The organism is Streptomyces sp. SLBN-31 (genome assembly GCF_006715395.1).
GTDB lineage: Bacteria > Actinomycetota > Actinomycetes > Streptomycetales > Streptomycetaceae > Streptomyces.
Genome location: NZ_VFNC01000001.1, coordinates 1,168,758 through 1,193,486 on the forward strand (window position 1 = coordinate 1,168,758; position 24,729 = coordinate 1,193,486).

General features: G+C 71.1%; 17 protein-coding genes. 13 read left to right on the forward strand and 4 right to left on the reverse strand.

Translation table 11 applies throughout. The features are described 5' to 3' along the window. Nucleotides 1-21 precede the first annotated feature (21 nt). On the forward strand, nt 22-864 hold the full coding sequence (locus FBY22_RS05580; RefSeq protein WP_260844714.1) for a DUF4190 domain-containing protein: 843 nt from the start codon (nt 22-24) through the stop codon (nt 862-864). A gap of 303 nt (nt 865-1,167) precedes the next feature. On the opposite strand, the gene FBY22_RS05585 is transcribed toward FBY22_RS05580, so the two are convergent. Then, on the reverse strand, nt 1,168-1,737 hold the full coding sequence (locus FBY22_RS05585) for an NADAR family protein (protein ID WP_142142809.1): 570 nt from the start codon (nt 1,735-1,737) through the stop codon (nt 1,168-1,170). A gap of 211 nt (nt 1,738-1,948) precedes the next feature. On the opposite strand from FBY22_RS05585, the gene FBY22_RS05590 reads away from it, so the two are divergent. The 8 genes from FBY22_RS05590 to FBY22_RS05625 all read left to right on the forward strand — a co-directional run bounded on the left by FBY22_RS05590 (nt 1,949) and on the right by FBY22_RS05625 (nt 11,599). Then, a complete protein-coding gene (locus FBY22_RS05590) occupies nt 1,949-3,484 on the forward strand; it encodes a gamma-aminobutyraldehyde dehydrogenase (RefSeq protein ID WP_142142811.1) in 1,536 nt (511 codons plus the stop codon). A gap of 55 nt (nt 3,485-3,539) precedes the next feature. After that, nucleotides 3,540-4,787, forward strand: a complete 1,248-nt coding sequence (locus FBY22_RS05595; RefSeq protein ID WP_142142813.1) for a PotD/PotF family extracellular solute-binding protein — start codon at nt 3,540-3,542, stop codon at nt 4,785-4,787. Continuing rightward, nucleotides 4,784-5,950 carry an ABC transporter ATP-binding protein gene (locus FBY22_RS05600; RefSeq protein WP_142142815.1) on the forward strand — a complete coding sequence of 389 codons (1,167 nt, stop codon included), beginning with the start codon at nt 4,784-4,786 and terminating at the stop codon, nt 5,948-5,950. The genes FBY22_RS05595 and FBY22_RS05600 overlap by 4 nt, the downstream gene beginning before the upstream one ends. Next, nucleotides 5,950-6,879 (forward strand): ABC transporter permease, encoded by a 930-nt coding sequence (locus tag FBY22_RS05605; RefSeq protein ID WP_142142817.1) that lies wholly within the window; start codon nt 5,950-5,952, stop codon nt 6,877-6,879. The genes FBY22_RS05600 and FBY22_RS05605 overlap by 1 nt, the downstream gene beginning before the upstream one ends. Beyond that, on the forward strand, nt 6,880-7,680 hold the full coding sequence (locus FBY22_RS05610) for an ABC transporter permease (RefSeq protein WP_142142819.1): 801 nt from the start codon (nt 6,880-6,882) through the stop codon (nt 7,678-7,680). A 37-nt stretch (nt 7,681-7,717) separates the two neighbouring features. Next, nucleotides 7,718-9,136, forward strand: coding sequence for an FAD-binding oxidoreductase (locus tag FBY22_RS05615; RefSeq protein WP_142142821.1), 1,419 nt, complete (start codon nt 7,718-7,720; stop codon nt 9,134-9,136). A gap of 123 nt (nt 9,137-9,259) precedes the next feature. Further along, complete coding sequence (locus FBY22_RS05620) at nt 9,260-9,709, forward strand: hypothetical protein (protein WP_142142823.1); 450 nt, start codon at nt 9,260-9,262, stop codon at nt 9,707-9,709. Nucleotides 9,710-9,793: 84 nt separating this feature from the next. Next, nucleotides 9,794-11,599 (forward strand): chitinase, encoded by a 1,806-nt coding sequence (locus FBY22_RS05625; protein ID WP_142142825.1) that lies wholly within the window; start codon nt 9,794-9,796, stop codon nt 11,597-11,599. Here FBY22_RS05625 and FBY22_RS45880 read toward each other — a convergent pair. Beyond that, on the reverse strand, nt 11,587-12,123 hold the full coding sequence (locus FBY22_RS45880; protein ID WP_399210560.1) for a phosphatase PAP2 family protein: 537 nt from the start codon (nt 12,121-12,123) through the stop codon (nt 11,587-11,589). The two genes, FBY22_RS05625 and FBY22_RS45880, sit on opposite strands and share 13 nt — an antisense overlap. Nucleotides 12,124-12,572: 449 nt before the next feature. Further along, nucleotides 12,573-13,907, reverse strand: coding sequence for a 4-aminobutyrate--2-oxoglutarate transaminase (gene gabT, locus FBY22_RS05635; RefSeq protein WP_142142829.1), 1,335 nt, complete (start codon nt 13,905-13,907; stop codon nt 12,573-12,575). Nucleotides 13,908-14,206: 299 nt separating this feature from the next. Here gabT and FBY22_RS05640 point away from each other — a divergent pair, with 299 nt between their 5' ends. The 3 genes from FBY22_RS05640 (at nt 14,207) to FBY22_RS05650 (ending at nt 19,706) form a co-directional block, all read left to right on the forward strand. After that, nucleotides 14,207-16,321, forward strand: a complete 2,115-nt coding sequence (locus FBY22_RS05640; RefSeq protein WP_142142831.1) for an ATP-binding protein — start codon at nt 14,207-14,209, stop codon at nt 16,319-16,321. Nucleotides 16,322-16,468: 147 nt separating this feature from the next. After that, nucleotides 16,469-18,130 (forward strand): PucR family transcriptional regulator, encoded by a 1,662-nt coding sequence (locus FBY22_RS05645; protein ID WP_142142832.1) that lies wholly within the window; start codon nt 16,469-16,471, stop codon nt 18,128-18,130. A gap of 130 nt (nt 18,131-18,260) precedes the next feature. Continuing rightward, on the forward strand, nt 18,261-19,706 hold the full coding sequence (locus tag FBY22_RS05650) for an aldehyde dehydrogenase family protein (protein WP_142142834.1): 1,446 nt from the start codon (nt 18,261-18,263) through the stop codon (nt 19,704-19,706). A gap of 108 nt (nt 19,707-19,814) precedes the next feature. On the opposite strand, the gene FBY22_RS05655 is transcribed toward FBY22_RS05650, so the two are convergent. Beyond that, complete coding sequence (locus FBY22_RS05655) at nt 19,815-22,673, reverse strand: glycoside hydrolase family 3 C-terminal domain-containing protein (protein WP_142142836.1); 2,859 nt, start codon at nt 22,671-22,673, stop codon at nt 19,815-19,817. A gap of 328 nt (nt 22,674-23,001) precedes the next feature. Here FBY22_RS05655 and FBY22_RS05665 point away from each other — a divergent pair, with 328 nt between their 5' ends. Then, nucleotides 23,002-24,705 carry an extracellular solute-binding protein gene (locus FBY22_RS05665; protein WP_142142838.1) on the forward strand — a complete coding sequence of 568 codons (1,704 nt, stop codon included), beginning with the start codon at nt 23,002-23,004 and terminating at the stop codon, nt 24,703-24,705. Nucleotides 24,706-24,729: the final 24 nt, after the last annotated feature.

Consider the following 24,729-nt stretch of genomic DNA (forward strand, 5'->3'; position numbering starts at 1 on the left):
TCGAGCGAGGGGGACGGGGACGTGGCGGATCAGACACAGCCGGGTGGGGGCGCGGCGCCGGAGCATGATCCGTGGGCGCCGCCCGAGCGCAAGACGTCGCTGGACAAGGGGCCGCGGGATCAGCCGCCCGGCTCGCCGCAGCCGCCGTCCGTGCACGACCAGGCGACCGTGACGTCCGTACCGTCCGACGGCTTCGCCCCGCCCGCAGCAGGCACGCAAGCCCCCGGAACACCCGTCCCCGGAACGCCCGCGGCCGGAACGCCCGTCCCCGGAGCCCCCGGCTACGGCTACCCCGGTCCCGGTGCTCCCGCGTACGGAGCCCCCGGCTACGGCACCACGGGGTACGGAGCCCCCGGCTACGCGCCGCCCGGCGCGGGCGCCGCCCCCGGTGGCTGGTCCGAGTCCGCCGTGCCGCCGCCGCCCATCGCGCCCACGGGCCCGGGACCGCAGAACCCCGGGGCGCCGGGAGGCTACGGCTATCCCGCCTACCCGCAGGGCTACGGCTGGCCCGGTATGCAGGCGCCCCCGCAGAACGGCCTGGGCACCTCGGCGATGATCCTGGGCATCCTGTCGTGCTGCCTGTTCTGCATCTACGGATTCGTCTCCCTCATCCTCGGCGTCCTCGCCGTGATCCTCGGCATCAAGGGCAAGCGCCGGGCCGACCGCGGCGAGGCCACCAACCGCGGTCAGGCGCAGGCCGGCTTCGTCACCGGCATCGTCGGCATCGTGCTCGGCATCGCCACGATCGCCCTGATCGTCTTCGCGATCGTGGCCGCCATCAACGACGACCGGGACAACGTCGACGACGGCCCCTCCTACAACTCGGCCCCCAGCATCTCGGCCCCACTGCTTGCCCAAGGCTGACGCGACGACCGTACCGAGCCCACTGATCTCCCCGCGGACCGCCCGGCTCGGGACGTGATGGCGCGTGGCGTACCGACGCGCCGTGTCCGGACTGCGGCCGCACCGTGCGCCCGGCCCTTCCCACCCGCAGGCCCCGGGTTCGACGCCCCGCCCGCAGGTCCAGGGGCTCGGCGCTCCCCGCCCGCAGGTCCCGAAGCTTGGCGAACCCGGAGCTCCCCGCGACCGGACATCAGGCTCGGCGCACGCCGCCACCGGACATCAGACCCGTCGCGCCTGGCCCCCGACCCCGAAGTCCGGCTTGGCTCACTCCCGTCGCAGGCGCTCCCGGGCCTGCATCAGGGCGAAGCCCAGCAGGTTCGGGCCCCGCCAGCGCTCCGGATCCATCGCCGCCTCGTCGTCGGCCGTGAGGCCGATGCCCCACACCCGGTCCACGGGGCTCGCCTCCACCAGCACCCGGTCCCCGGTGTTCAGCAGAAACTCCCGCAGGGCCGGGTGCGCTGCGAACTTGTGGACGCTGCCCTCGACGACGATGGCGAACCGCTCGCGCCGCCACGTCTCCTCGTCGAAGCCGCGCACCAGCCGCCCCGCCTTCTTGGCCTGCGAGGGGTGCCCCGCGGCGAGGATGTGGCGCTCGGCCTCCGCGTCGGCGAACAGCCGTGCCTTGCCCGCCATCATCCAGTGCTCAGCGGTCCCGTACGTCACTCCGTCCACGGTGAACGGCGCCGGCCACCACTGACTCAGACAGCTCGCGCCGATCCGCCCGTCCGGCAGCGGACGGTGTCCCCAGAAATGCAGGTACTTCACCCTCGACCCCGCGCGAACCTCCCTGACCAGGGCTTCCAGCGAGTCGATATTCCCCGTGATCCTTTCCATGCACGCGAGTCTCGCAGCCACCACTGACACTCCGTCCCCCCTTTTCCGCGCTCACTCGACACCTGGTCGACAGATTCCGTCGCGTAACCGAAAGGCAACAACGGAATCACTTGTAGGACCGCTATTGCTCTGTCAGGATCGGCACTCAAATCGAGCTGGAGCTACGCCACCCGCCCCCTTTGGTCGCGGGGCGACGGCGGAGGAGAGCGACATGCAGAACCCGGGCACGCCCACCCCGGACCGATTCCCCGCGCAGGACCGCTTCGCGGACGGCGCGCAGTTCATCGCGGGCCGCCTGACCAAGGGCACGTCCGGCCGCACGCACGCCGTCGTCGACCCGGCGACCGGCGAGGAGGTCCTCACGTACGAGCTGGCCGGCACCGACGACGTCGACGACGCCGTCGCCGCCGCCCGCGAGGCGTTCCCCGGCTGGGCCGGTCTCACCCCCGGCGAGCGCTCGGACGCCCTGCACCGCTTCGCCGCCGTGCTCGCCGACCGTGCCGAGGACTTCGCCCGCGCGGAGTCCCTGCAGTGCGGCAAGCCGCTGAAGCTGACCCGCGAGTTCGACGTGCCGGGGACCATCGACAACACGGCGTTCTTCGCGGGCGCCGCCCGGCACCTGCAGGGGCAGTCGGCCGGCGAGTACTCCGGCGACCACACCTCGTACGTCCGCCGCGAGCCCATCGGCGTGGTCGGCTCGATCGCGCCCTGGAACTACCCCCTCCAGATGGCCGCCTGGAAGATCCTCCCGGCGATCGCCGCGGGCAACACCATCGTGCTCAAGCCCGCCGAGCTCACCCCGCTCACCTCGCTGATGTTCGCGCAGGCCGCCACGGACGCCGGCATCCCGGACGGGGTCGTCAACATCGTCACCGGGACCGGCCGGGAGGCGGGCGAGCACCTCGTCGGACACCCCGACGTCGCCATGACCTCCTTCACCGGCTCCACCGCCGTCGGCAAGCGCGTCGCCGAGATCGCCACCGCGACCGTCAAGCGCCTCCACCTGGAGCTCGGCGGCAAGGCCCCCTTCGTCGTCTTCGACGACGCCGACCTGGAGGCGGCCGTGCACGGCGCGGTCGCGGGCGCCCTCATCAACACCGGGCAGGACTGCACGGCCGCCACGCGCGCGTACGTGCAGCGGCCCCTGTACGACGCCTTCGTGGAGCGGACGGCCGCCCTGATGGAGACCGTCCGGCTGGGCGACCCGTTCGCCCACGGCACCGACCTCGGCCCGCTCATCTCCCATGTGCAGCGCGACCGGGTCGCCGGCTTCGTCGAGCGGGCGCGTTCCTACGCGCGCGTGGTGACCGGCGGCGAGGTGCCCGACGGCGAACTCGCCAAGGGTGCCTACTACCGGCCTACCCTGGTCGCGGACGCCGCCCAGGACAGCGAGATCGTCCAGTCCGAACTGTTCGGCCCGGTGCTGGTGGTCCTGCCGTTCGACGGCGACGACGAGGGGATCGCCCTCGCCAACGACACCCCGTACGGCCTCGCCGCCTCCGCCTGGAGCCGGGACGTCTACCGGGCGAACCGCGCCACCCGCGAGATCAAGGCGGGCTGTGTGTGGGTCAACGATCACATTCCGATCATCAGCGAGATGCCCCACGGCGGGTACAAGGCGTCCGGCTTCGGCAAGGACATGTCCGCGTACTCGTTCGAGGAGTACACGCAGATCAAGCACGTCATGTTCGACAACACGGCGGTGGCCCGCAAGGACTGGCACCGCACGATCTTCGGGGACCGATAGCAGCAGCACAGGCCGCCCGACCCGCGGCCGCCACTCCCGAAAGGGCACCACGCGCATGGAGCAGTACGAGCCCGACCGCCTGTCACCGGTCGTGGCGGCCGCGATGCGGCGCAGCCTTCGCAACGGCCGGGCGGCGATGACCCGCCGGTCCCTGATGCGTGCCTCCGCCGGCGGCGCGCTCGCCCTCGGCGGTCTCGCGACGCTGAGCGGCTGCGGCATCCCCGCCGCGGGCAAGACGAGCGGCGGAGTGTCCGCCGACGACCACTCGGCCAAGGAGAAGGTGGTGAACTTCTCCAACTGGCCCGAGTACATCGACGTGGACGACAGCGAGAAACACCACCCGACGCTGGACGCGTTCCGCAAACGGACCGGCATCTCGGTCAAGTACACCGAGGACATCAACGACAACGACGAGTTCTTCGGCAAGATCCAGCCGCAGCTCGCCGCCGGCCAGGACACCGGCCGGGACCTGATCGTCCTCACCGACTGGCTGGCCGCCCGCATGATCAGGCTCGGCTACGTCCAGAAGCTGGACGCCTCGAACCTGCCGCACGCCTACGCCAACCTCTCGGAGCAGTTCCGCAGCCCCGACTGGGACCCCGGCCGCGCCTACTCGTACGTCTGGCAGGGCATCTCGACCGTCATCGCGTACAACAAGAAGGCCCTCGACGGCGTCGAGGTGAAGTCGATCTCCGACCTGCTCGACAACCCCAAGCTCAAGGGCCGGGTCGGCTTCCTGACCGAGATGCGCGACTCCGTCGGGATGACCATGCTGGACATGGGCAAGGACCCGGGGAAGTTCACCGCGGACGACTACGACGCGGTCATCGCCCGCCTCCAGAAGGCCGTCGACAAGGGCCAGATCCGCCGCTTCACCGGCAACGACTACACGTCCGACCTCACCAAGGGCGACTTCGCCGCGTGCGTCGCCTGGGGCGGCGACATCGTCCAGTTGCAGGCGGACAACCCGGACGTCGGCTATGTCATACCCGACAGCGGCTACATGACGTCGACCGACAACATGCTGATCCCCAACAAGGCCCGGCACAAGACGAACGCCGAACGGCTCATCGACTACTACTACGAGCTGGAACCGGCCGCCGAACTCGCCGCCTACATCAACTACGTGAGCCCGGTCACGGGAGTCGTGCCCTACCTCTCCAAGATCGACAAGACGGCGGCGAAGAACCCGCTGATCGTTCCCGACAAGGCCATGCAGGCCAAGTCCCACGCCTTCCGCTCGCTGAGCGCGAAGGAAGAGACGGCCTTCCAGCAGAAGTTCGCGAAGCTCACAGGGGCGTGACGACAATGACGACGACAGACAACAGCGGCGACGTCCGCCTCTCCGGTATCAGCAAGACGTACGACAACGGCTTCACCGCCGTGCGACCGCTGGACCTGACCGTCCCGCAGGGCTCCTTCTTCGCCCTGCTCGGCGCCTCCGGCTGCGGCAAGACCACCACCCTGCGCATGATCGCCGGCCTGGAGGAGCCCACCACGGGCGCCGTCCACCTCGGCGACCAGGAGGTCACGCACCTGCCGCCGTACAAGCGCCCGGTGAACACCGTCTTCCAGTCCTACGCCCTCTTCCCGCACCTCGACATCTTCGAGAACGTCGCCTTCGGTCTGCGCCGGCGCGGCATCAAGAGCGTGAAGAAGCAGGTCGAGGAGATGCTGGAGCTGGTCCAGCTGGGTGAGCAGGCGCGCAAGAAACCGCACCAGCTCTCCGGCGGCCAGCAGCAGCGCGTGGCCGTGGCCCGCGCCCTGATCAACCACCCCAAGGTGCTCCTGCTCGACGAGCCCCTCGGCGCCCTCGACCTGAAGCTGCGCCGGCAGATGCAGCTGGAGCTCAAGCGCATCCAGACCGAGGTCGGCATCACCTTCATCCACGTCACGCACGACCAGGAGGAGGCCATGACCATGGCCGACACGGTCGCCGTGATGAACGCGGGCAGCGTGGAGCAGCTCGGCTCACCCGCCGACCTGTACGAGAATCCGCAGACGACGTTCGTCGCCAACTTCCTCGGCACCTCCAACCTGATCGAGGCCGAGGTCGACACCAAGAGCGGCGACGACATCGTGCTGCGGGCGGGCGGCGGCAAGCTGGTGCTGCCCGAGGCGCGATGTTCCGCGCCCACCACGGCCGGCGGCAAGGTGCTGGTCGGGGTGCGCCCGGAGAAGATCTCCCTCACCCACGCCGACGACGCCGGCGAGATCCCCGTGGGCCGCAACCGCATCACCGGCCGGATCGCCGACTCCTCCTTCATCGGCGTCTCCACGCAGTACGTCATCGACAGCCCGGTCTGCCCGGAGTTCGAGGTCTACGCCCAGAACATCGACCGCGACGCCCGGCTCGTGCCCGGCGCCGAGGTGGTCCTGCACTGGAACCCGGCGCACACCTTCGGCCTGGACGCGGCACAGGACATCGACGCCGGTGTCGCCGAGGTCGAGGAGGACGCCGCCTGATGACCGCCGTCACCGAGGCCCCGCCGCCTCTCGCCCCCACCGCGCCGGAGAAGAAGCCGCCGCGCAAACGCGGCCGCCTGGTGCCGTACTGGCTCCTGCTGCCCGGCATCCTCTGGCTGATCGTCTTCTTCGCGCTGCCGATGATCTACCAGGCCTCCACGTCCGTGCAGACGGGCTCCCTGGAGACGGGCTACAAGGTCACCTGGCACTTCGCCACCTACTGGGACGCGCTGTCCGAGTACTGGCCGCAGTTCCTGCGCTCGGTGCTCTACGCGGCCGCCGCGACCGTGCTGTGCCTGCTGCTGGGCTATCCGCTGGCCTACCTGATCGCCTTCCGCGCGGGACGCTGGCGCAACCTGATCATGATCCTGGTGATCGCGCCGTTCTTCACCAGCTTCCTGATCCGCACCCTGGCCTGGAAGACGATCCTCGCCGACAACGGCCCGGTCGTGCACACCCTCAACTCGCTGCACATCCTGGACCTGACCAACTGGATCGGCTGGACGGCCGGCGACCGCGTCCTCGCGACACCGCTCGCCGTCGTCTGCGGTCTGACGTACAACTTCCTGCCGTTCATGATCCTGCCGCTGTACACCTCGCTGGAGCGCATCGACGGCAGGCTGCACGAGGCGGCGGGCGACCTGTACGCCAAGCCGTTCACCACCTTCCGCAAGGTCACCTTCCCGCTGTCGATGCCGGGCGTGGTCTCCGGCACGCTGCTGACCTTCATCCCGGCGGCCGGTGACTACGTCAACGCGGACCTGCTCGGTTCCACGGACACGCGCATGGTCGGAAACGTCATCCAGACGCAGTTCCTGAGAATTCTCGACTACCCGACGGCCGCGGCGCTGTCGTTCATCCTCATGGCCGCGATCCTCATCATGGTCACCTTCTACATCCGCAGGTCGGGGACGGAGGATCTGGTTTAAATGGCCTTCGTCAAATGGCTCAAGCGCAATCTCGTCGTCATCGCGGGACTGCTGACGCTCGGATATCTCCTTCTCCCGAACGTCATCGTCACGGTGTTCTCCTTCAACAAACCGAAGGGCCGCTTCAACTACGAGTGGCAGCAGTTCTCGCTGGACGCCTGGAAACAGCCGTGCGGGGTCGCCGGCATGTGCGGCTCGCTGTCGATCAGCCTGCAGATCGCCATCTGGGCGACGATCGGCGCCACCCTGCTCGGCACGATGATCGCCTTCGCGCTCGTCCGCTACCGCTTCCGGGCCCGCGGCGCCGTGAACTCGCTGATCTTCCTGCCGATGGCGATGCCCGAGGTCGTCATGGCCGCCTCGCTGCTCACCCTGTTCCTCAACATGGGCGCCCAGCTGGGCTTCTACACGATCCTCATCGCCCACGTCATGTTCTGCCTGAGCTTCGTCGTCACCGCGGTCAAGGCCCGCGTGATGTCGATGGACCCGCGCCTGGAGCAGGCCGCGCAGGACCTCTACGCGGGCCCCGCGCAGACCTTCCTGCGGGTCACCCTGCCCATCGCCGCCCCCGGCATCGCGGCCGGCGCGCTGCTCGCCTTCGCGCTGTCCTTCGACGACTTCATCATCACCAACTTCAACGCGGGCTCGACCGTCACCTTCCCCATGTTCGTCTGGGGTTCGGCACAGCGCGGCACACCCGTCCAGATCAACGTCATCGGTACGACCATGTTCCTGGTCGCCGTCCTGCTGGTCCTGACCTCCATGGTCGTCGGCAACCGCCGTAACAGGCAAAAGGCGTAGGCCTTTTCCGAAAAACCCTCTGTAGGGAGTTGAAATCATGGCCCCGAGCGCCATGAGCCGTTGGACGAAGGCACTCTCCGAAGCCCAGCCGGTCCCGTACTGGCTGGAAGACCCCGGCAAGCCCCACCCCGAGCCCGCGCTCACCGGCGCCGAGACCTGCGACCTGCTGGTCGTCGGCGGCGGCTACAGCGGACTGTGGACCGCGCTCATCGCCAAGGAGCGCGACCCCGGACGGGATGTCGTCCTGCTGGAAGGCCGGGAGGCGGGCTGGGCCGCCTCCGGCCGCAACGGCGGCTTCTGCGCCGCCTCCCTCACCCACGGGCTGCCCAACGGCCTCGCCCGCTGGCCGGAGGAGATCCACAGGCTCGAGGAGCTGGGCGCCCGCAATCTCGACGAGATCGAGAAGACGGTCGCCCGGCACGACCTGGACTGCGAGTTCGAGCGCACCGGCGAGATCGACGTGGCCACCGAGACGTACCAGGCGTGGGAACTGCGCGACTGGTACGAGCAGATGGAACGCGAGGGGCTCGCCGACGGCGTCGACTTCCTGGACGCCGACGCGGTGCGCGAACAGGTCGACTCACCGACGTTCCAGGCGGGCCTGTGGGACCGCAGGGGCGTCGCCATGCTCAACCCCGCCAAGCTCGCCTGGGGCCTGAAGCGGGCGTGCCTGCGACTGGGCGTCCGCGTCTACGAGCACACCCCCGCCCTGGACCTGAAGCCGTACGGCGCGGGCATGGCCGTACGCACCCCCTACGGCTCGGTCCGTGCCCGCAGGGTCGCGCTCGGCACCAACATCTTCCCGAACCTGATCAAGCGCGTACGGGCCTACACGGTCCCGGTCTACGACTACGCGCTGATGACCGAGCCGCTCAGCCAGGAGCAGCTGGCGTCGGTCGGCTGGAAGAACCGCCAGGGCCTCGGGGACAGCGCCAACCAGTTCCACTATTTCCGGCTGTCCGCGGACAACCGCATCCTGTGGGGCGGCTACGACGCGATCCACCACTACGGCGGCCGGGTCCGCCGCGAGTACGACGACCGGCCGGAGACCTATGCCAAGCTTGCCGGGCACTTCTTCACCTGCTTCCCGCAGCTGGAGGGCGTCCGCTTCACGCACGCCTGGGGCGGCGCGATCGACACCTGCTCGCGCTTCTCGGCGTTCTTCGGCACCGCCCACCAGGGCAGGGTGTCGTACGCGGCCGGCTACACGGGCCTCGGCGTGGGCGCCACCCGCTTCGGCGCCGAGGTGATGCTGGACCTGCTGGCGGGCGAGGTCACCGAGCGCACGTCCCTGGAGATGGTCCGCAGGAAGCCGCTGCCCTTCCCGCCGGAGCCCTTCGCCTGGACGGGCATCGCCCTCACCAAGTGGTCCCTGGCGCGCGCCGACTCCCACGGCGGCCGCCGCAACCTCTGGCTGCGGACGATGGACAGACTGGGGCTCGGCTTCGACAGCTGACCCGCTCCGGCGCGTGTGATCCGGTCAATTGAAGGAAGTTCCGGAAGCCGCGTAATGCCGGCCGAAGACCTCCCTCTCCCTCGTGACGCGAGAAGCGTCCACGACGGACAGGGAGGTCTTCTCATGAGCGGGGCGAAGACGGCGGTCGAATGGCTGGCATCGGTGGCGCCCGATCCCCGGGCCTGCCGCTGGGCGTGGGAGCGCAATCCCCTCGGGGTCACGCTGCTGCCCGCGGGCAAGGCGTGGGACGTGCTGATCCTGCCGGGCGAGCTCGGTTATCCCACGCTCGACGTACTGACCCGGGTACTGGACCGGCCCGGCCCGGTCCTCGTCGACTTCGGCGACAACCGGATGGGGTTCTTCGTGCCGGCCGGCACGGCCGCCCGCTGGCTGGGCACCGGCATCCGCACGGCCGGGGCCGGCACCTGGATCGTGGTGCCGTACCCGGGCCGCGCCACCGGGGGCGTGCGCTGGCTGGTGCCGCCGGACGGTTCGGCGACCCTCACCGACCCGGCCCTGCTCGAACTGGCGATGCACGAGGCGGCGGCGGGCCTGGCCCAGGACGACGGCTGACGACGGGAGGTCTTGACAACCGGATTGGTCTGGACCAAGTTGGGCGCGCTCCACCCTCCAATTCCCCCCTGCCCGGAGGCCCTTGTGGATCGCCCCAGACGCACCAGGCCCGTCCTCGCCGCGCTCACGGCCGCCCTGCTGGCCGTACCCGGCATCACCGCGCTCTCGTCGGCCGCCCGTGCGGCCGACGCGGACCTCGCACGGAACGGAGGCTTCGAGTCCGGACTGGACGGCTGGAGCTGCACGGCGGGCACCACGGTCGGCTCACCCGTGCACAGCGGCGGCTCGGCACTGCAGGCGACCCCGGCCGGCAGTGACAACGCGCAGTGCGCGCAGACGGTGACCGTGCAGCCGGACGCGCAGTACACGCTGTCCGGTTACTTCCGCGGCTCCTACGTCTACCTCGGCGCGTCCGGCACCGGCACCACCGACGTCTCCACCTGGACCCAGTCCGCACCCGACTGGCAGCGGCTGACGACGAGCTTCCGGACCGGCCCGGCCACCACCAAGGTCACGATCCACACCCACGGCTGGTACGGCACCGGCGCCTACTACGCCGACGACATCTCCCTCGTCGGCCCGGGCGCGAGCACCGGACAGCCGCCGGCCGCCCCCACCGGTCTCACGGTCGGCGCCGTCACCTCCTCCTCCGCCACCCTGTCCTGGTCGGCGGTCACGGGTGCGACGAGTTACGCCGTCTACCGCGACGGCACCAAGGTCCGGACGGCGAGCGGCACTTCGGCGACCGTGACCGGCCTGTCCCCGTCCACCGCGTACGGCTTCCAGGTCGCCGCCGTGAACGCCGCGGGGGAGTCCGCGAGGTCGGCCACCGTCACCGCCACCACCACGGCCGGGCCCTCGGGCGGCACCTCGGACCTGCCCGCCCACGCCCTGGTCGGCTACCTGCACGCGAGCTTCGCCAACGGCTCCGGCTACACGCGCCTGGCCGACGTCCCCGACAGCTGGGACGTCATCGACCTGGCCTTCGGCGAGCCGACCTCCGCCACCTCCGGCGACATCCGCTTCACCCGCTGCCCGGTCACCGATTGCCCGAACGCCGAGTCCGACGCCGACTTCAAGGCGGCGATCAAGGCCAAGCAGGCAACGGGCAAGAAGGTGCTGATCTCGATCGGCGGCCAGAACGGCCAGGTCCAGCTCACCACGACCGCGGCCCGCGACGCCTTCGTCTCCTCCGTCTCGAACATCATCGACACCTACGGCCTCGACGGCCTGGACATCGACTTCGAGGGCCACTCCCTGTCCCTGAACGCCGACGACACCGACTTCAGGAACCCCAAGACCCCGGTGATCGTGAATCTGATCTCGGCGCTGAAGACGCTCAAGGCCAGGTACGGCTCGAAGTTCGTCCTGACCATGGCCCCGGAGACCTTCTTCGTGCAGATGGGCTACCAGTACTACGGCACCGGCAAGTGGGGCGGCCAGGACCCCAGGTGCGGGGCCTACCTCCCGGTCATCCACGCCCTGCGCGACGACCTGACCCTGCTGCACGTCCAGGACTACAACTCCGGTCCGATCATGGGCCTGGACAACCAGTACCACTCCATGGGCGGCGCCGACTTCCACATCGCCATGACCGACATGCTGCTCACCGGCTTCCCCGTCGCCGGCGACGCGAACAACGTCTTCCCGCCCCTGCGCCCCGACCAGGTGGCCATCGGCATGCCGGCGTCCACGAACGCGGGCAACGGCTACGTGGCGCCGGCCGAGGTCGTGAAGACCCTCGACTGTCTGACGAAGAGGTCCGGCTGCGGTTCGTACCCCACCCACGGCAGCTGGCCCGCCCTGCGCGGCCTGATGACCTGGTCGGTCAACTGGGACCGGTACTCGAACTGGGAGTTCCAGAAGACGTTCGACGGCTACTTCGGCTGACGGCCGCCGCGGCCGCTCCGGCCGAGGAACACCCACAGGCCCGTCAGCAGCACCGCGCACAGGCACCAGCTGGCCACGACGTCCAGTGGCCAGTGGTAGCCGCGCAGGACCAGGCCGAAACCGACGGCCAGATTGAGGACGGCGCAGGCGGCGACGGCTGCGCGGCGGACGTGGACGCCGCGCAGCCAGGGGAGGAGGAGCAGGGTCGCCGCGCCGTAGGCGACGGAGGCGGTGGCCGTGTGGCCGGAGGGGTAGTAGCCGGTGCCGGGGCCCGTGACCGGCGGGCCCGGCCGGTCCACCAGCACCTTGAGCGGCACCACCAGCGCCGGGACCAGGGTCATCAGCACCGCCGCCGCGAGGGGCGGCAGCCACCACCGGTACACACCGGCGGTACGGCCCTGCCGGGCGACGTACGCGATGACGACGGCGAGCGCGGGGACCGCGACGGTGACGTTGCCCAGGTCGGCGAGGGCGCCGTAGAAGCGCCGCGGATCGACGAGTGCGTGGCTGACCCGCTCGTCCACGCGCAAAAGCAGGCCGCCGGAGACGACCTGCCAGGTGATGAGCGCGAAGCACAGGGCCGGAAGCCCGAGAAGGAGGAAGAGGAGGGTCGGCCGCCCCGGAACAGGGGGGGTGGTTCCGAGGCGGCCGTCCAGACCGGATCGACGCCCACCCCGGGGGGTTTGGGGCGGGCGACTGTCCGATCGGTGAGGAGATCCGGAGCCGGAAGCTCCGGGAGTGTGCGCGAGGGCACGACCAGGTCGTAGCTGGGGAGGCCACGGCCTGAGTTCGCCCACAGTCCCCTGTGGGCGGGGTGTATCTCTCATCTGGGTAGAACCTACGGCAGCTCGGTGGCCGAAGACAGGCGGAAACCCGTCCCGCCATCCACCCCGCACACGTTCTTCACACGGCCTGCCGCTCACCGGAAGCCGGAGGGCGCGCACGCGGTGCATGAGCTGCGGATTCCGTTTGCTCAGATGCGCGCGAACGCCTGCTCGATGATGTCGAGGCCCTCGCTGAGGAGGTCCTCGCCGATGACCAGCGGGGGCAGGAAGCGGAGCACGTTGCCGTAGGTGCCACAGGTCAGGACCAGCAGGCCCTCCTGGTGGCAGGCCTTCGCCAGCGCGGCGGTCGCCTCCGGGTTCGGCTCCTTGGTCGCGCGGTCCTTGACCAGCTCGATGGCGATCATCGCGCCACGGCCGCGCACGTCGCCGATGACGTCGAACTTCTCGGCCATGGCGGTCAGGCGCGCCTTCATGACCGCCTCGATGTCCTTCGCCCGGGCGTTGAGGTCGAGCTCCTTCATCGTCTCGATGGCGCCGAGCGCACCGGCGCAGGCGACCGGGTTGCCGCCGTAGGTGCCGCCCAGGCCGCCCGCGTGCGCGGCGTCCATGATCTCGGCGCGGCCCGTGACGGCGGCGAGCGGCAGACCGCCCGCGATGCCCTTGGCGGTGGTGATCAGGTCCGGGACGATGCCCTCGTCCTCGCAGGCGAACCACTGACCGGTCCGGCAGAAGCCGCTCTGGATCTCGTCCGCGACGAAGACGATGCCGTTGTCCGAGGCGAACTTGCTGATCGCGGGCAGGAAGCCCTTGGCGGGCTCGATGAAGCCGCCCTCGCCGAGCACCGGCTCGATGATGATCGCGGCCACGTTCTCCGGGCCGACCTGCTTGGTGATCTGGTCGATGGCCTGCGCGGCGGCCTCCGGGCCGGCGTTCTCCGGGCCGGTCGGCCAGCGGTAGCCGTACGCCACGGGGACGCGGTACACCTCGGGCGCGAACGGACCGAAGCCGTGCTTGTACGGCATGTTCTTCGCCGTCAGCGCCATCGTGAGGTTGGTGCGGCCGTGGTAGCCGTGATCGAACACGACGACGGCCTGGCGCTTGGTGTACGCACGGGCGATCTTGACGGCGTTCTCGACGGCCTCGGCGCCGGAGTTGAACAGCGCCGACTTCTTCGCGTGGTCACCCGGGGTGAGCTCGGCGAGCGCCTCGGCGACCGCCACGTAGCCCTCGTACGGGGTGACCATGAAACAGGTGTGGGTGAAGTCCGCGAGCTGCGCGGACGCCCGGCGTACGACGGCCTCGGCGGAGGCGCCGACGCTCGTCACCGCGATGCCGGAACCGAAGTCGATCAGCCGGTTGCCGTCGACGTCCTCGATGATCCCGCCGCCCGCGCGCGCGGTGAACACGGGCAGCACGGAGCCCACGCCCTGCGCGACCGCGGCGGTGCGGCGGGCCTGCAGCTCCTGCGACTTCGGGCCGGGGATGGCGGTGACGACGCGGCGCTCCTGCGGAAGTGCGCTCATGAGGGGCTCCTGGGGGGAATTGCGGTTTCTTGCCTTCTTTTCTTCTCGCAGGCTAGGGCGGGGGGAGGGGAGTGGGCATGCTCCATGTGGGCGGTGTCGGCGATTCGCGTTGTCCGCGGTGGACATAGCGCGCCGACGGGGAGGCCTCCACCGGGCCGGGGCGGCGGCGCGGCACCGGCGCCGGACCCCGTCCGGACCGTCCCGCGCCGCCCGGCCCCGTAATCGGTGAACTCCCTTGCCGGGGGCGTTAGATTGACCGCTGAAGGTCGACGGAAGCGGCTGGTCAGGGAGCGAGGGCGATGGACAGCGACGGGACGCAGGACGCGCGGGGTACGCATGCGAATCCTGTGCCACGGGCACGCTCCGCCGTACCACCGAGGCCTACGGAGGCGCCGGGCGTGCCGCCGCGGCCCGACAGCTCGGCGTTCCTGGCCTGGCTGCGCACGCCGCGGCCCGAGGCACTGCCCGGTGTGTGGCGGTTCGGGCACCGGCCCCGGGCGGCGGAGGAACCGGAGCTCATCCCCGCCCGCCAGCTGATCGGCGGTGCGCTGATCGCCTTCCTCGTCGGCTGGCTGATCTGGTCGCTGCTGTGGAACGGCTACCTCGGCGGCTGGTGGCTGCTCCCGCTCTACGCGATGATCCCCGACTCCTGGGCCTCGCCGCACAGCTTCGCCTCCGTCGTGGTCGTCTACGCCTACTACGTGCTCATCGCCCTGGTCATCATGATCGGCGTGGGCCGGCTCGGCCGCTGGTCGGAGATCTGGCGCCGCTACGGCCCGCCGGCCTGGAGCGGCAAGTCGTCCGAGTCGGGTGCCGAACGGCCGCCCACCCCCGAACAGGATCCCGCCGAGTGGCCGCAGCTGCGCGCCGTCGGTGCCGTCGACGCGGCCGAGCGGCTCGCCGCCGAGGCCCGCGCCGGTCTGATGCGGGACGTCGACCACGCCCGCATCTCCCGCGCCTGGCAGGGCGTGCGCAACGGCCGTCACGACCTCGCCGCCTTCACCGGCGCCGTGCTCGAGAACGGCTCCGCCGCCTGTCTGCACCCCTCCGGCGAACGCGACCTGCCCGCCCGCATCGCCCGCCACGACCTCCTCACCGGTCAGGTGCGGCTCGGCATCGCCGCCGACGACCCCCGCAACCCCTACGCCTACCGCGGGGCCGGGCTCGCCCTCGGTCCCGATCTGCTCGGCACCTCCCTGCTGGCGGTCGGCCCGGCCGGCTCCGGCAAGACCGGCACGGTGATCCGGCCGCTCGCCGAGTCGCTGTGCCTGCACGCCCTCGCCGGACGGGCCGCGGTCGTCGTGGTCGGCGCGGCGGGCGCCGGGCTCGGCCCGGCCGACGCCTACGACGTGGTCGTACGCGTCGGGAACCCGGATTCGGTGTACGACCTGGACCTGTACGGCGGGACGAGCGACCCCGACGAGGCCGCCGCCGTGCTCGCCGAGGCGCTCGTCGGGGATCTCGCCGATCCGCACCCCGGCAGCGACAGCCGGCGTTCCACGACCGTGCTCGCCCAGCTCCTCGGGCCGTTCCGGGCGGTCCACGGCCGCTTCCCCTCCGTACCGGAGCTGCGGCAGCTGCTGGACGGGGCGCCCGGTCCGCTGGCCGAGCTGCGGACGGCGCTCGAGGGCTCCGGGCAGGAGTCGCTGGTGCGCGAACTGGACGCCCGACAGCGGCAGTCGGCGCACCCCGGCGATGTCGCGGCGGTCCTCGCGGACCGGGTGGCGCTGCTCGACCGGCCCGCCTTCGCCGGGTTCTTCGACACCTCGGGGCAGACGAAGCCGTTCTCGCTCAAGGCGCTCGACCACCCGGTGCGGGTCCGTGTCGACCTGCCCGAGCGCGGGCACGCGGACGCCTCGCGGATGCTGGCCCGGCTGGTGCTCGCGCAGTTCACGGCGAGCGTGGCCGTGCGCGAGGACCGCTCGCTGTTCGCCTGTCTGGTGCTGGACGACGCGACCGGGGTCGTCACCCCGGAGGCGGTTCGCGGCATCCAGCGGCTGCGGTCGGCGAACGCGGGCGCCGTGCTCACGCTGCGCACGCTGGACGACGTACCGAGGCCCTTGCGCGGTCCGCTGCTCGGCGCCGCCGGGTGCCGCATGGCGCTGTCCGGGCTGACCCCGTGGGACGGGCAGGACTTCGCCGAGGTGTGGGGCAAGGAGTGGATCGAGGCACGGGACGTCACCGACCGGCAGATCATCGCCGAGACGCCCGCCGGGAAGGCCCTGCACATGCTGCGCCGCGTGATCACCGGCAAGGCGCCGACCCAGCGCGCCGTCACCGTCCGCCAGGTCGAACGCGAGCGTTGGTCGGCGTCCGAACTGGCGCACGGGGTGCCACCGGGCCACGCCGTACTGTCCCTGACCGACGTCAAGGGCGAGCACGCGCCTCCGCTGCTGGTGGATCTGCGGGGCTAGGGCGGCTCCGGGTCCGGGCTTTCGGGTGACCGGGTGACCGTACGGTGAGGCAGAATCGCCATAGGGTGTTCATACGTGACGGCCAAATGATCACCACGTTCGCCCGATCCCCACAGCCCGCCCGAGCCTCGCAGACCTGAAGGCCTCATGCCCCTGACCCTCGCCGCGCTCGTCCACCACTCCGCGCTCAAGCTGACCGTGCGGGCGGGTGAGGACCGGCTGGACGTGCCCGTCCGCTGGGCCCACGTCAGCGAGCTCGCCGACCCGGTGCCCTACATGGAGGGCGGGGAGCTGCTGCTGATCACCGCGCTCAAGCTGGACGCGGAGGACCCGGAGGCGATGCGCCGGTATGTGAAGCGGCTGGTGGGGGCCGGGGTCGTCGGGCTCGGCTTCGCCGTCGGCGTCAACTACGACGAGACACCCAAGGCGCTCGTCGACGCGGCCGAGGAGGAGGGGCTGCCGCTCCTCGAAGTGCCGCGCCGCACCCCCTTCCTGGCCATCAGCAAGGCGGTGTCCGCGGCCAACGCGGCGGACCAGTACCGGGCGGTGACGGCAGGCTTCGCCGCCCAGCGCGAGCTGACCAAACAGGCCATCGCCGAGGGCCCGGAGGGCCTGCTGTCCGCGCTCGCCTCACAGGTCGACGGCTGGGCGGCGCTCTACGACGCCTCGGGCACCGTCGTCGCCACCGCGCCGGAGTGGGCGGGCCGGCGGGCCGCCCGGCTGACGGCGGACGTGGAGCGGCTGCGCGAGCGGCCGGCGCCGGCGTCGTCGGTGGTGGGCGGCCCGGAGAACGAGGACCGCGTCGAACTGCACTCGCTGGGCACCGGCCGGCGGCCGCGCGCCGCGCTGGCCGTCGGAACGGCCGCGGCACCCGGCACCGCCGAGCGCTACGCCGTCCACTCGGCGATCGCGCTGCTCACCCTCACGACGGAGCGCTCGCGCTCCCTGCAGGCGGCCGAGCAGCGGCTCGGGGCGGCGGTGCTCAGGATGCTGCTCGCCGGGGAACCGGACCACGCGCGAGCGGTGGCCGGCGGTCTGTACGGCGGGCTGCTCGACGCGCCCTTCCGGATGATCGTCGCCGAGGCGGCCCCGTCGGCGCCGCGCATGTCCGTCGACTCGCACGCCCCCGCGGGGGTGGCCGCCCACGCCGCGCACGGCGATCCGCTCGCCGCGCTCGCCGAGGCCGTGGAGTCGGCCGCCGCGCGGGCCGGGGAGGCGGTGCTGGTGGTGCCCGAGGGGGAGGGCGAAGGGCTGCGGCTCGTCGTGCTCGCGGCGGACGGGGGCGCGGCGGTCGCCGCCTGCGCGGAGTACGCGGCGGGCCTGGAGGCCGCGCGGACCGGAACGGTGGTGCGCGAGCAGACGGGCGGCGCGGACGAGGGCGAGCTGGTCGTGGGGGTGTCCGCGCCCGTGGGGCCGGTCGCCGCTGCCGCCGCCTACAAGCAGGCCGAGCAGGCACTGTCGGTGGCCCGCCGACGCGGCCGGGCGTACGTGGAGCACGAGCAGCTGGCGGCGGGGTCGGTGGTGCCGCTGCTGGCCGACGACGCGGTCAAGGCGTTCGCCGACGGGCTGCTGCGGCCGCTGTACGAACACGACGCGACCGGACGGGGCGACCTGGTGGCCTCGCTGCGGGCCTGGCTGTCGCGGCACGGGCAGTGGGACGCGGCCGCCGCGGACCTGGGGGTTCACCGGCACACGCTGCGCTACCGGATGCGGCGGGTGGAGGAGATCCTGGGGCGCTCGCTGGACGATCCGGACGTGCGGATGGAGCTGTGGCTGGCCCTGAAGGCGGTGGCGGCGGAACACGGCTGAGGCGCCAAACCGTAGCGTCGGCGGCGGTCACTGCTCCACCCTGGACAAACACCTCCCCGGACGGCCCGCCCTACCGTGGACCCGAACGCCACGAACAGCACCCCCAACGGGAAGGGCCGGGACTCGCACAATGACTTCCACCACCGCCTTCTGGCTCGCCGGCCGCCAGGTCACCGGCGAGGACACCTTCGACGTCACCTCCCCCTGGGACGGCCACCTGGTCGGACAGGTGAGCGTGCCGACGGACGCGCAGGTCGAGGAGGCCGTCGCCGCCGCGTACGCCGTACGCGACGAGTTCGCCGCCACCCCCGCGCATGTGCGCGCCGCCGCCCTGGACCACGTGAGCCGGCGTCTGGCCGAGCGCACCGAGGAGATCGCCCGGCTGATCTCCGCCGAGAACGGCAAGCCGATCAAGTGGGCGCGCGGCGAGGTCGGCCGTGCCGTGTCCGTCTTCCGGTTCGCGGCCGAGGAGGCCCGGCGCTTCAACGGCGGTGAGGCCCAGCGACTCGACACCGACCTCGGCGGCCAGGGGCGGCTCGCGCTGACCCGCCGCTTCCCGAAGGGCGTCGTCCTCGGTATCGCGCCCTTCAACTTCCCGCTCAACCTGTGCGCCCACAAGGTCGCACCCGCGATCGCCGCCGGCGCGCCCATCATCCTCAAGCCGGCGCCCGCCACCCCGCTCTCCGGCCTGATCATCGGCGACCTGCTCGCCGAGACCGAGCTGCCGGCCGGCTCCTGGAGCATCCTGCCGGTCGCCAACGACAAGATGGCCGCCCTCGTCCAGGACGAGCGCCTGCCGGTCATCTCCTTCACCGGTTCCGAGAAGGTCGGCTACGCGATCATGGACTCGGTGCCGCGCAAGCACTGCACGCTGGAGCTGGGCGGCAACGGCGCCGCGGTCGTCCTCGGCGACTACGCCTCCGACGCCGACCTGGACTGGGCCGCCGGCCGCATCGCGACCTTCTCCAACTACCAGGGCGGCCAGTCCTGCATCTCCGTGCAGCGCGTCATCGCCGACGCCTCGGTGTACGACCGGCTGCTGCCGCGGATCGTCGCCGCCGTCGAGGCACAGGTCACCGGCGACCCGTCCGACGACAAGACCGACGTCGGCCCGCTGGTCAGCGAGGACGCGGCCAAGCGCGTCGAGGCGTGGGTGAAGGAGGCCGTGGAGGCGGGCGCGACCCTGCTCACCGGCGGCGACCGCGACGGCGCCTCCTACGCGCCCACCGTCCTCACCGACGTGCCGGCCGATGTGACGATCTCCTGCGAGGAGGTCTTCGGGCCCGTGCTGACCGTGCAGAAGGTCGACGGCGAGGACGCGGCCTTCGCCGCCGTCAACTCCTCCAAGTACGGCCTCCAGGCAGGGGTGTTCACGCATGACCTGCAGGCCGCCTTCCGTGCCCACCGGGCGCTGGAGGTCGGCGGTGTCGTCATCGGCGACGTGCCCTCCTACCGCGCCGACCAGATGCCGTACGGCGGCGCCAAGCAGTCCGGCGTCGGCCGCGAGGGTGTGAGGTTCGCGATGGACGACTACACCTACGAGCGGGTGCTGGTGCTGACCGGGCTCGCGCTCTGACCCACCCCTGGTTGATGGGAACCGTTTCCATATAGGCTCCCCGAAGAGGCCCGGCACCGCTGCCTTCCGGTGCCGGGCCCCCTCATGTCGTCGGCCTGCTCCGGACCCTCAACCGGAGAAGCCGACATGCGCGAGCCGCAGCGGGCCGCGCAGCCTCAGGTGCACGTCGTGCACGCCCTGGACGGCGACATCGGCGCCGAGCGAGGTGTAGTCGTACGGCGTCGTGGTGGCGGTGTCGAGGGTGAGTACGGCGAGCGGCGCGCCCCCGTTCAGGGACAGCTCCACGACGCCCGCGCCGGCCACCGTCGCGACGACCCGCGTGACACCGTCCCCGAAGTCGCAGTCCCGGTACACCAGTTGGGCCGTCCGGCCCTCCTCGGGCATCACCGCGTCACCGGCCGTTCTCGTGCGGTCGACGATCGCGACCCCGCTCTGCTCGTCGAAGTCGGCTCCCTCCAGGCCCGGTTGCGACACCGGGCGCGGGGTGCCGGGCTCGCCGTCGAGCCGCAGGGTCGTCCGCAGGCGGACGTCCTCGCTGGAGGCGCCGACCAGGAGGCCGTAGGGGCCCGGCTCAAGACGTGGGCCGCCCCGTGCCACGTCCCAGAACTCCAGTGCGGACAGCGGGACTTCGAAGGCTAGCTCCCTCTTCTCGCCCGGGTCGAGGGTGACGCGCTCGTGGGCGAGCAGCTCGCGGCGCGGCCGGGGCACGGAGGGTTCCACGGCACGGGTGTACAGCTGGGGCACCTCGTCCGCGGTCACGTCCCCGGTGTTGGTGACGGTGAAGCCCACGTGCAGCGAGCCGCCGTCCACCCGGGCCGTCAGGTCGCCGTAGGAGAACGAGGCGTACGACAGGCCGTGTCCGAACGGGAACAGCGGCGTGCCCTCGAAGTACAGGTACGTCTGGCGGCCGCCGATCACGTCGTAGTCGAGCAGCCCGGGCAGGTCGGCGTCGTCCGCGTACCAGGTCTGCGGCAGGCGGCCGGCGGGGGAGACGTCGCCGGACAGGACGCGGGCGAGCGCGGTCCCCGCCGCCTGGCCGCCGTGCGCCGTCCAGAGCACCGCGGGCACGGCGGTCGTGTCCACCGCGTACGGATACGCCGAGACCAGTGCCAGGGCCGTGCGCGGGTTCACCGAGCGGGCCGCGCGCAGCAGCCGCTCCTGCTGGGCCGGCAGGCGCAACGTCGTACGGTCCTCGGTCTCCCGGCCGTTGATGTGCGGATCGTTCCCGGCGAAGACCAGGACCGCGTCCGCCCGCTCGGCCACCCTGCGCACCGCCTCCTCACCGCGCTCGGCGACCACCAGCTCCCACACCTCCGGCTGCGGCCCGGCGGGTCCCGCAGCCGCGTCGGCAACCTTCACACCGTCGGCGGCGACGCAGACGTGACGACCCGTGCCCACATGCCTGAGGAGGTGACCGTGTTCGTGGGGTTCCAGCCGGAACGTCTCCTGGACGACCCAGCCGCCGGGCTGGTCGGCGGAGGCCCGCAGGTACCCGTCGTCGGCCACCGAGAGGTAGCGGCCGTCGGGTGCGCGAAGGGTCAGTACGCCCTCGCCCCAGTCGGCCAGGGCGAGTTCGGTGCCGGTGACGTCCGTGGTCAGCGGCGGCAGGTCGGTGCGGCCGGCCAGCAGCGCCGGGTCCAGGGCGCCCTCGGCGCCGCGCACCCCGTCCGCCGCCTCGGGCGCCTCGGGCACGTGCAGGAAGGTCCCGGCGGAGGTCTTCAGACGGATGCGGTCCACGCCCTCCGCGAACTGAACCCGCTCGGCGCCGAACCGCTCGTACAGGCCCTCCAACGGGGTGGAGCGGTGCATCAACGTGCCGCTGTACCAGTCGAGTTTGCACTCGTCGGCGAGCAGGCCGACGACCGCGATCCGGGTGTCCGGGGCGAGCGGCAGCAGGCCGTCGTTGCGCAGCAGCACGATCGCCTGTTCCGCGGCCTCCCGGGCCAGGGCGCGGTGGGCCGGGGTGTCGAACTCCCCGGTGCCGGCGTGCGGGTCGTCGTGCGGGTCGAACTCGCCGAGCCGGAAGCGCACGGAGAGCTGGCGGCGGACGGCCGTGTCGACGTCGGCCTCCGTCAACAGGCCCCGCTCGTACGCCTTCCTGGCCCTATCCACGATCCGGGAGCTGTCCGTGCCGTGGTCGGTGAAGCTGTCCACGCCGGCGATCAGCGCGGCCGCAGTCGCCTCCTCGTGCGTGTCGAAGTAGTGCTCCTGGTCGACCAGGTTGGAGGGCGCGCCCGCGTCCGAGCAGACCAGCAGTTCCTCGTCCGTCCAGGTGCGCAGGTGCTCGCGCAGGTACGGGGAGACGTGGTTGGGGCGGCCGTTGACCAGGTTGTACGCCGGCATCACCCCGGCGACCGCGCCCGCCTCGACCGTCTCGCGGAAGGCCCGCAGGTCGTACTCGTGCAGCACGCGCGGGCGCACCGAGCTGGACGAGGTCGCCCGGTCCGTCTCGTTGTTGTGGGCCAGCCAGTGCTTGAGGACCGGGGCCGTGCGCCAGTACGTCGGGTGGTCGCCGCGCAGGCCACGGGTGTAGGCCGTGGCGATGGCGGAGGTCAGTCTCGGGTCCTCCGAGTAGCCCTCCTCGTTGCGGCCCCACAGGGGGTGGCGCAACAGGTTCACCGTCGGGGACCAGACGTTGAGGCCGACGCGGTCGTCGTGGGCGCGCATCGCGCGGACCTCCTTGGAGACCGCCTCGCCGACCCGGCGCACCAGGTCCGGGTTCCAGGTGGCGCCGAGGCCGACCGCCTGCGGGAAGACCGTCGCCGGCCCCATCCAGGCGACACCGTGCAGGGCCTCCTGTCCGGTGCGCCAGGCGGCGACGCCGAGGCGCTCCACGGCGGGCGTGAACTGGTGCAGGAAAGAGATCTTCTCATCGAGCGTCAGCCGTTGCAGCAGGTCGTCGATGCGCTTCGCGAACGGCAGGTGCGGATCGCGGAACGGCGGCGTGGACGGCGTCTGTTCGGTCACGTGGGGATCCCCTTGCGATGGAGCGGCCGGGCGCTTTCGAAGCGCTTCGATGCTCATTCGACGGACCGCCGGGTGTCAAGGGTCGCTCACCGACACTTCAAGCGTTGCATGAAGAAAAGGTCGACTGTGACAGCTCCGAGGAATGTTGGGAGCGACCCTTGTGCACCCATGGGTGTTCACTTAACCTCACACCAACATCGAAGCGCTTCGACTGACATCGCGAGCCGCAGTCGTCGGAGGATCGCTTCGGCTCAGGCCAGTTCCACTCGAGACACCGCTGCCGACGGCCACCGCCGGGTGTCCTGGTGCGCCATGAAGGGTTGACGCAATGACGCCGAACGCCGCTTCCGGTTCTTCCGGCTCCTCCGGGACCAGCCGGAGAAGCTTCCTCGCCTCCACCGCGGTCGCCACCGCAGCGGTGGCGGGCGGGATGCCACTGCTCGCCGCCTGCGGCAGTTCGGACGGCGGGTCGCGCGGAGGGACCACCTCGGGCAAGAACGCCAAGAAGATCCTGCCGGCCTACGTGGCCAGCAACGTGGTGAGCCCGGACATCCCGTCCAAGAACGGCTCGTCCATGGGCTTCACCGGCAAGCTCGACGTCGACACCCTCAAGACGTCGGTGCCCAAGAAGCTCGGCAAGGGCGGCAAGGTCACCATCATGTCGCCGTTCTGGGGCTCGCCGCCGAAGGGGAACTGCGCCTACTACACGGCCGCGAACTCCATGATCGGCGTCGACGTCCAGTGGCAGAACCAGGACGGCAACACCTACGACCAGAAGCTGGGCGCGGTCCTCGCCTCCAGCGACATCCCGGACGTGGTGGTCATACCGGGCTGGAACATGACCGCCAAGATACCCAGCGCCATCATCGGCAAGTTCGCCGACCTCGGCCCGTACCTCTCCGGGGACAAGGTCAAGGAGTACCCCAACCTCGCGGCGATCCCGTCCGACGCCTGGCAGCGCTCCATCTTCGGCGGCAAGCTGATGGGCCTGCCGATGCCGGCGTCGTACGTGCAGAACATCGTGCCGCTCTACCGGCAGGACGTCTTCGAGAAGCAGGGCTACCAAGTACCCAAGTCCGCCGACGAGTTCATGTCCCTGGCCAAGGAGATCACCAGTCCGAGGACCAAGCGGTGGGCCTGCGGTGACATGAAGTGGACCGCGTTCAACACCTTCGGTGTGATCAGTGGCGGCGAGAAGTCGCTCAGCTGGACCATGGTCGACGGCAAGATGACCCACCGCATGGAGACCCCGGAGTACCTCGAGGCGCTGGAGTGGACGCGCAAGCTGTTCGCCGCCGGGTACGTCCACCCCGACTTCAAGCTGGGCAAGAGCCAGGCCACCGACCCCAGCGCCAAGTTCGCCGCCGGTGAGTTCCTGATCTGGAACAACGACATCTCCAACTGGTACGCGCAGCAGGCCGTCCAGGCCGCGCAGAACCCCGGCTTCAAGATCTGGGGCATGGACCTGTGGGGCCACGACGGCGGCAACCCCGTCCTGTGGGCCGCGAACCCGGCGAGCATCTTCGCCTTCGTCAACAAGAAGGCCTCCGAGTCCGTCGTCCGCGACGTGCTGGCCGTCGCCAACGTCACCGCGGCGCCGTACGGCACCAAGGAGTGGATGATGACCAACTACGGCGTCGAGGGCACCCACTACACCCTCAAGAACGGCGTGCCCGTCAAGACCGACAAGGGCAACAACGAGGTCATCAACGCGTTCGTCATGGTCGCGAGCCCCGCCTCGACCATCGCCCACCCCGACCTCCCGGAGTACACGAAGGGCATGGTCGGCTGGCAGCAGCGGATGGGCGCCTTCACCAAGAAGTCGTCCTTCTGGGGCATGCAGGTCGTCGAGCCCAACCGCTACACCAACCTCACCAACGACATGGAGCAGTTGGAGGACGACATCGTCCGGGGCCACAAGAAGATGAGCGACATGCAGCAGTTCATCTCCGACTGGAAGAGCAAGGGCGGCGACAGGCTGCGCGACTGGTACAAGAAGCTGCTCGACGAGAACGGCTCGGCGGCGAACTGACCCGGTACCGAGGCAAGGAGATCC

Coding starts and splice junctions, on each gene's coding strand:
- FBY22_RS05610 (WP_142142819.1), top strand. CDS start 6,880: ATGGCCTTCGTCAAATGGCTCAAGCGCAATCTCGTCGTCATCGCGGGA.
- FBY22_RS05585 (WP_142142809.1), bottom strand. CDS start 1,737: ATGGAAAGGATCACGGGGAATATCGACTCGCTGGAAGCCCTGGTCAGG.
- FBY22_RS05595 (WP_142142813.1), top strand. CDS start 3,540: ATGGAGCAGTACGAGCCCGACCGCCTGTCACCGGTCGTGGCGGCCGCG.
- FBY22_RS05590 (WP_142142811.1), top strand. CDS start 1,949: ATGCAGAACCCGGGCACGCCCACCCCGGACCGATTCCCCGCGCAGGAC.
- FBY22_RS05605 (WP_142142817.1), top strand. CDS start 5,950: ATGACCGCCGTCACCGAGGCCCCGCCGCCTCTCGCCCCCACCGCGCCG.
- FBY22_RS05640 (WP_142142831.1), top strand. CDS start 14,207: ATGGACAGCGACGGGACGCAGGACGCGCGGGGTACGCATGCGAATCCT.
- FBY22_RS05650 (WP_142142834.1), top strand. CDS start 18,261: ATGACTTCCACCACCGCCTTCTGGCTCGCCGGCCGCCAGGTCACCGGC.
- gabT (WP_142142829.1), bottom strand. CDS start 13,907: ATGAGCGCACTTCCGCAGGAGCGCCGCGTCGTCACCGCCATCCCCGGC.
- FBY22_RS05620 (WP_142142823.1), top strand. CDS start 9,260: ATGAGCGGGGCGAAGACGGCGGTCGAATGGCTGGCATCGGTGGCGCCC.
- FBY22_RS05665 (WP_142142838.1), top strand. CDS start 23,002: ATGACGCCGAACGCCGCTTCCGGTTCTTCCGGCTCCTCCGGGACCAGC.
- FBY22_RS05615 (WP_142142821.1), top strand. CDS start 7,718: ATGGCCCCGAGCGCCATGAGCCGTTGGACGAAGGCACTCTCCGAAGCC.
- FBY22_RS05645 (WP_142142832.1), top strand. CDS start 16,469: ATGCCCCTGACCCTCGCCGCGCTCGTCCACCACTCCGCGCTCAAGCTG.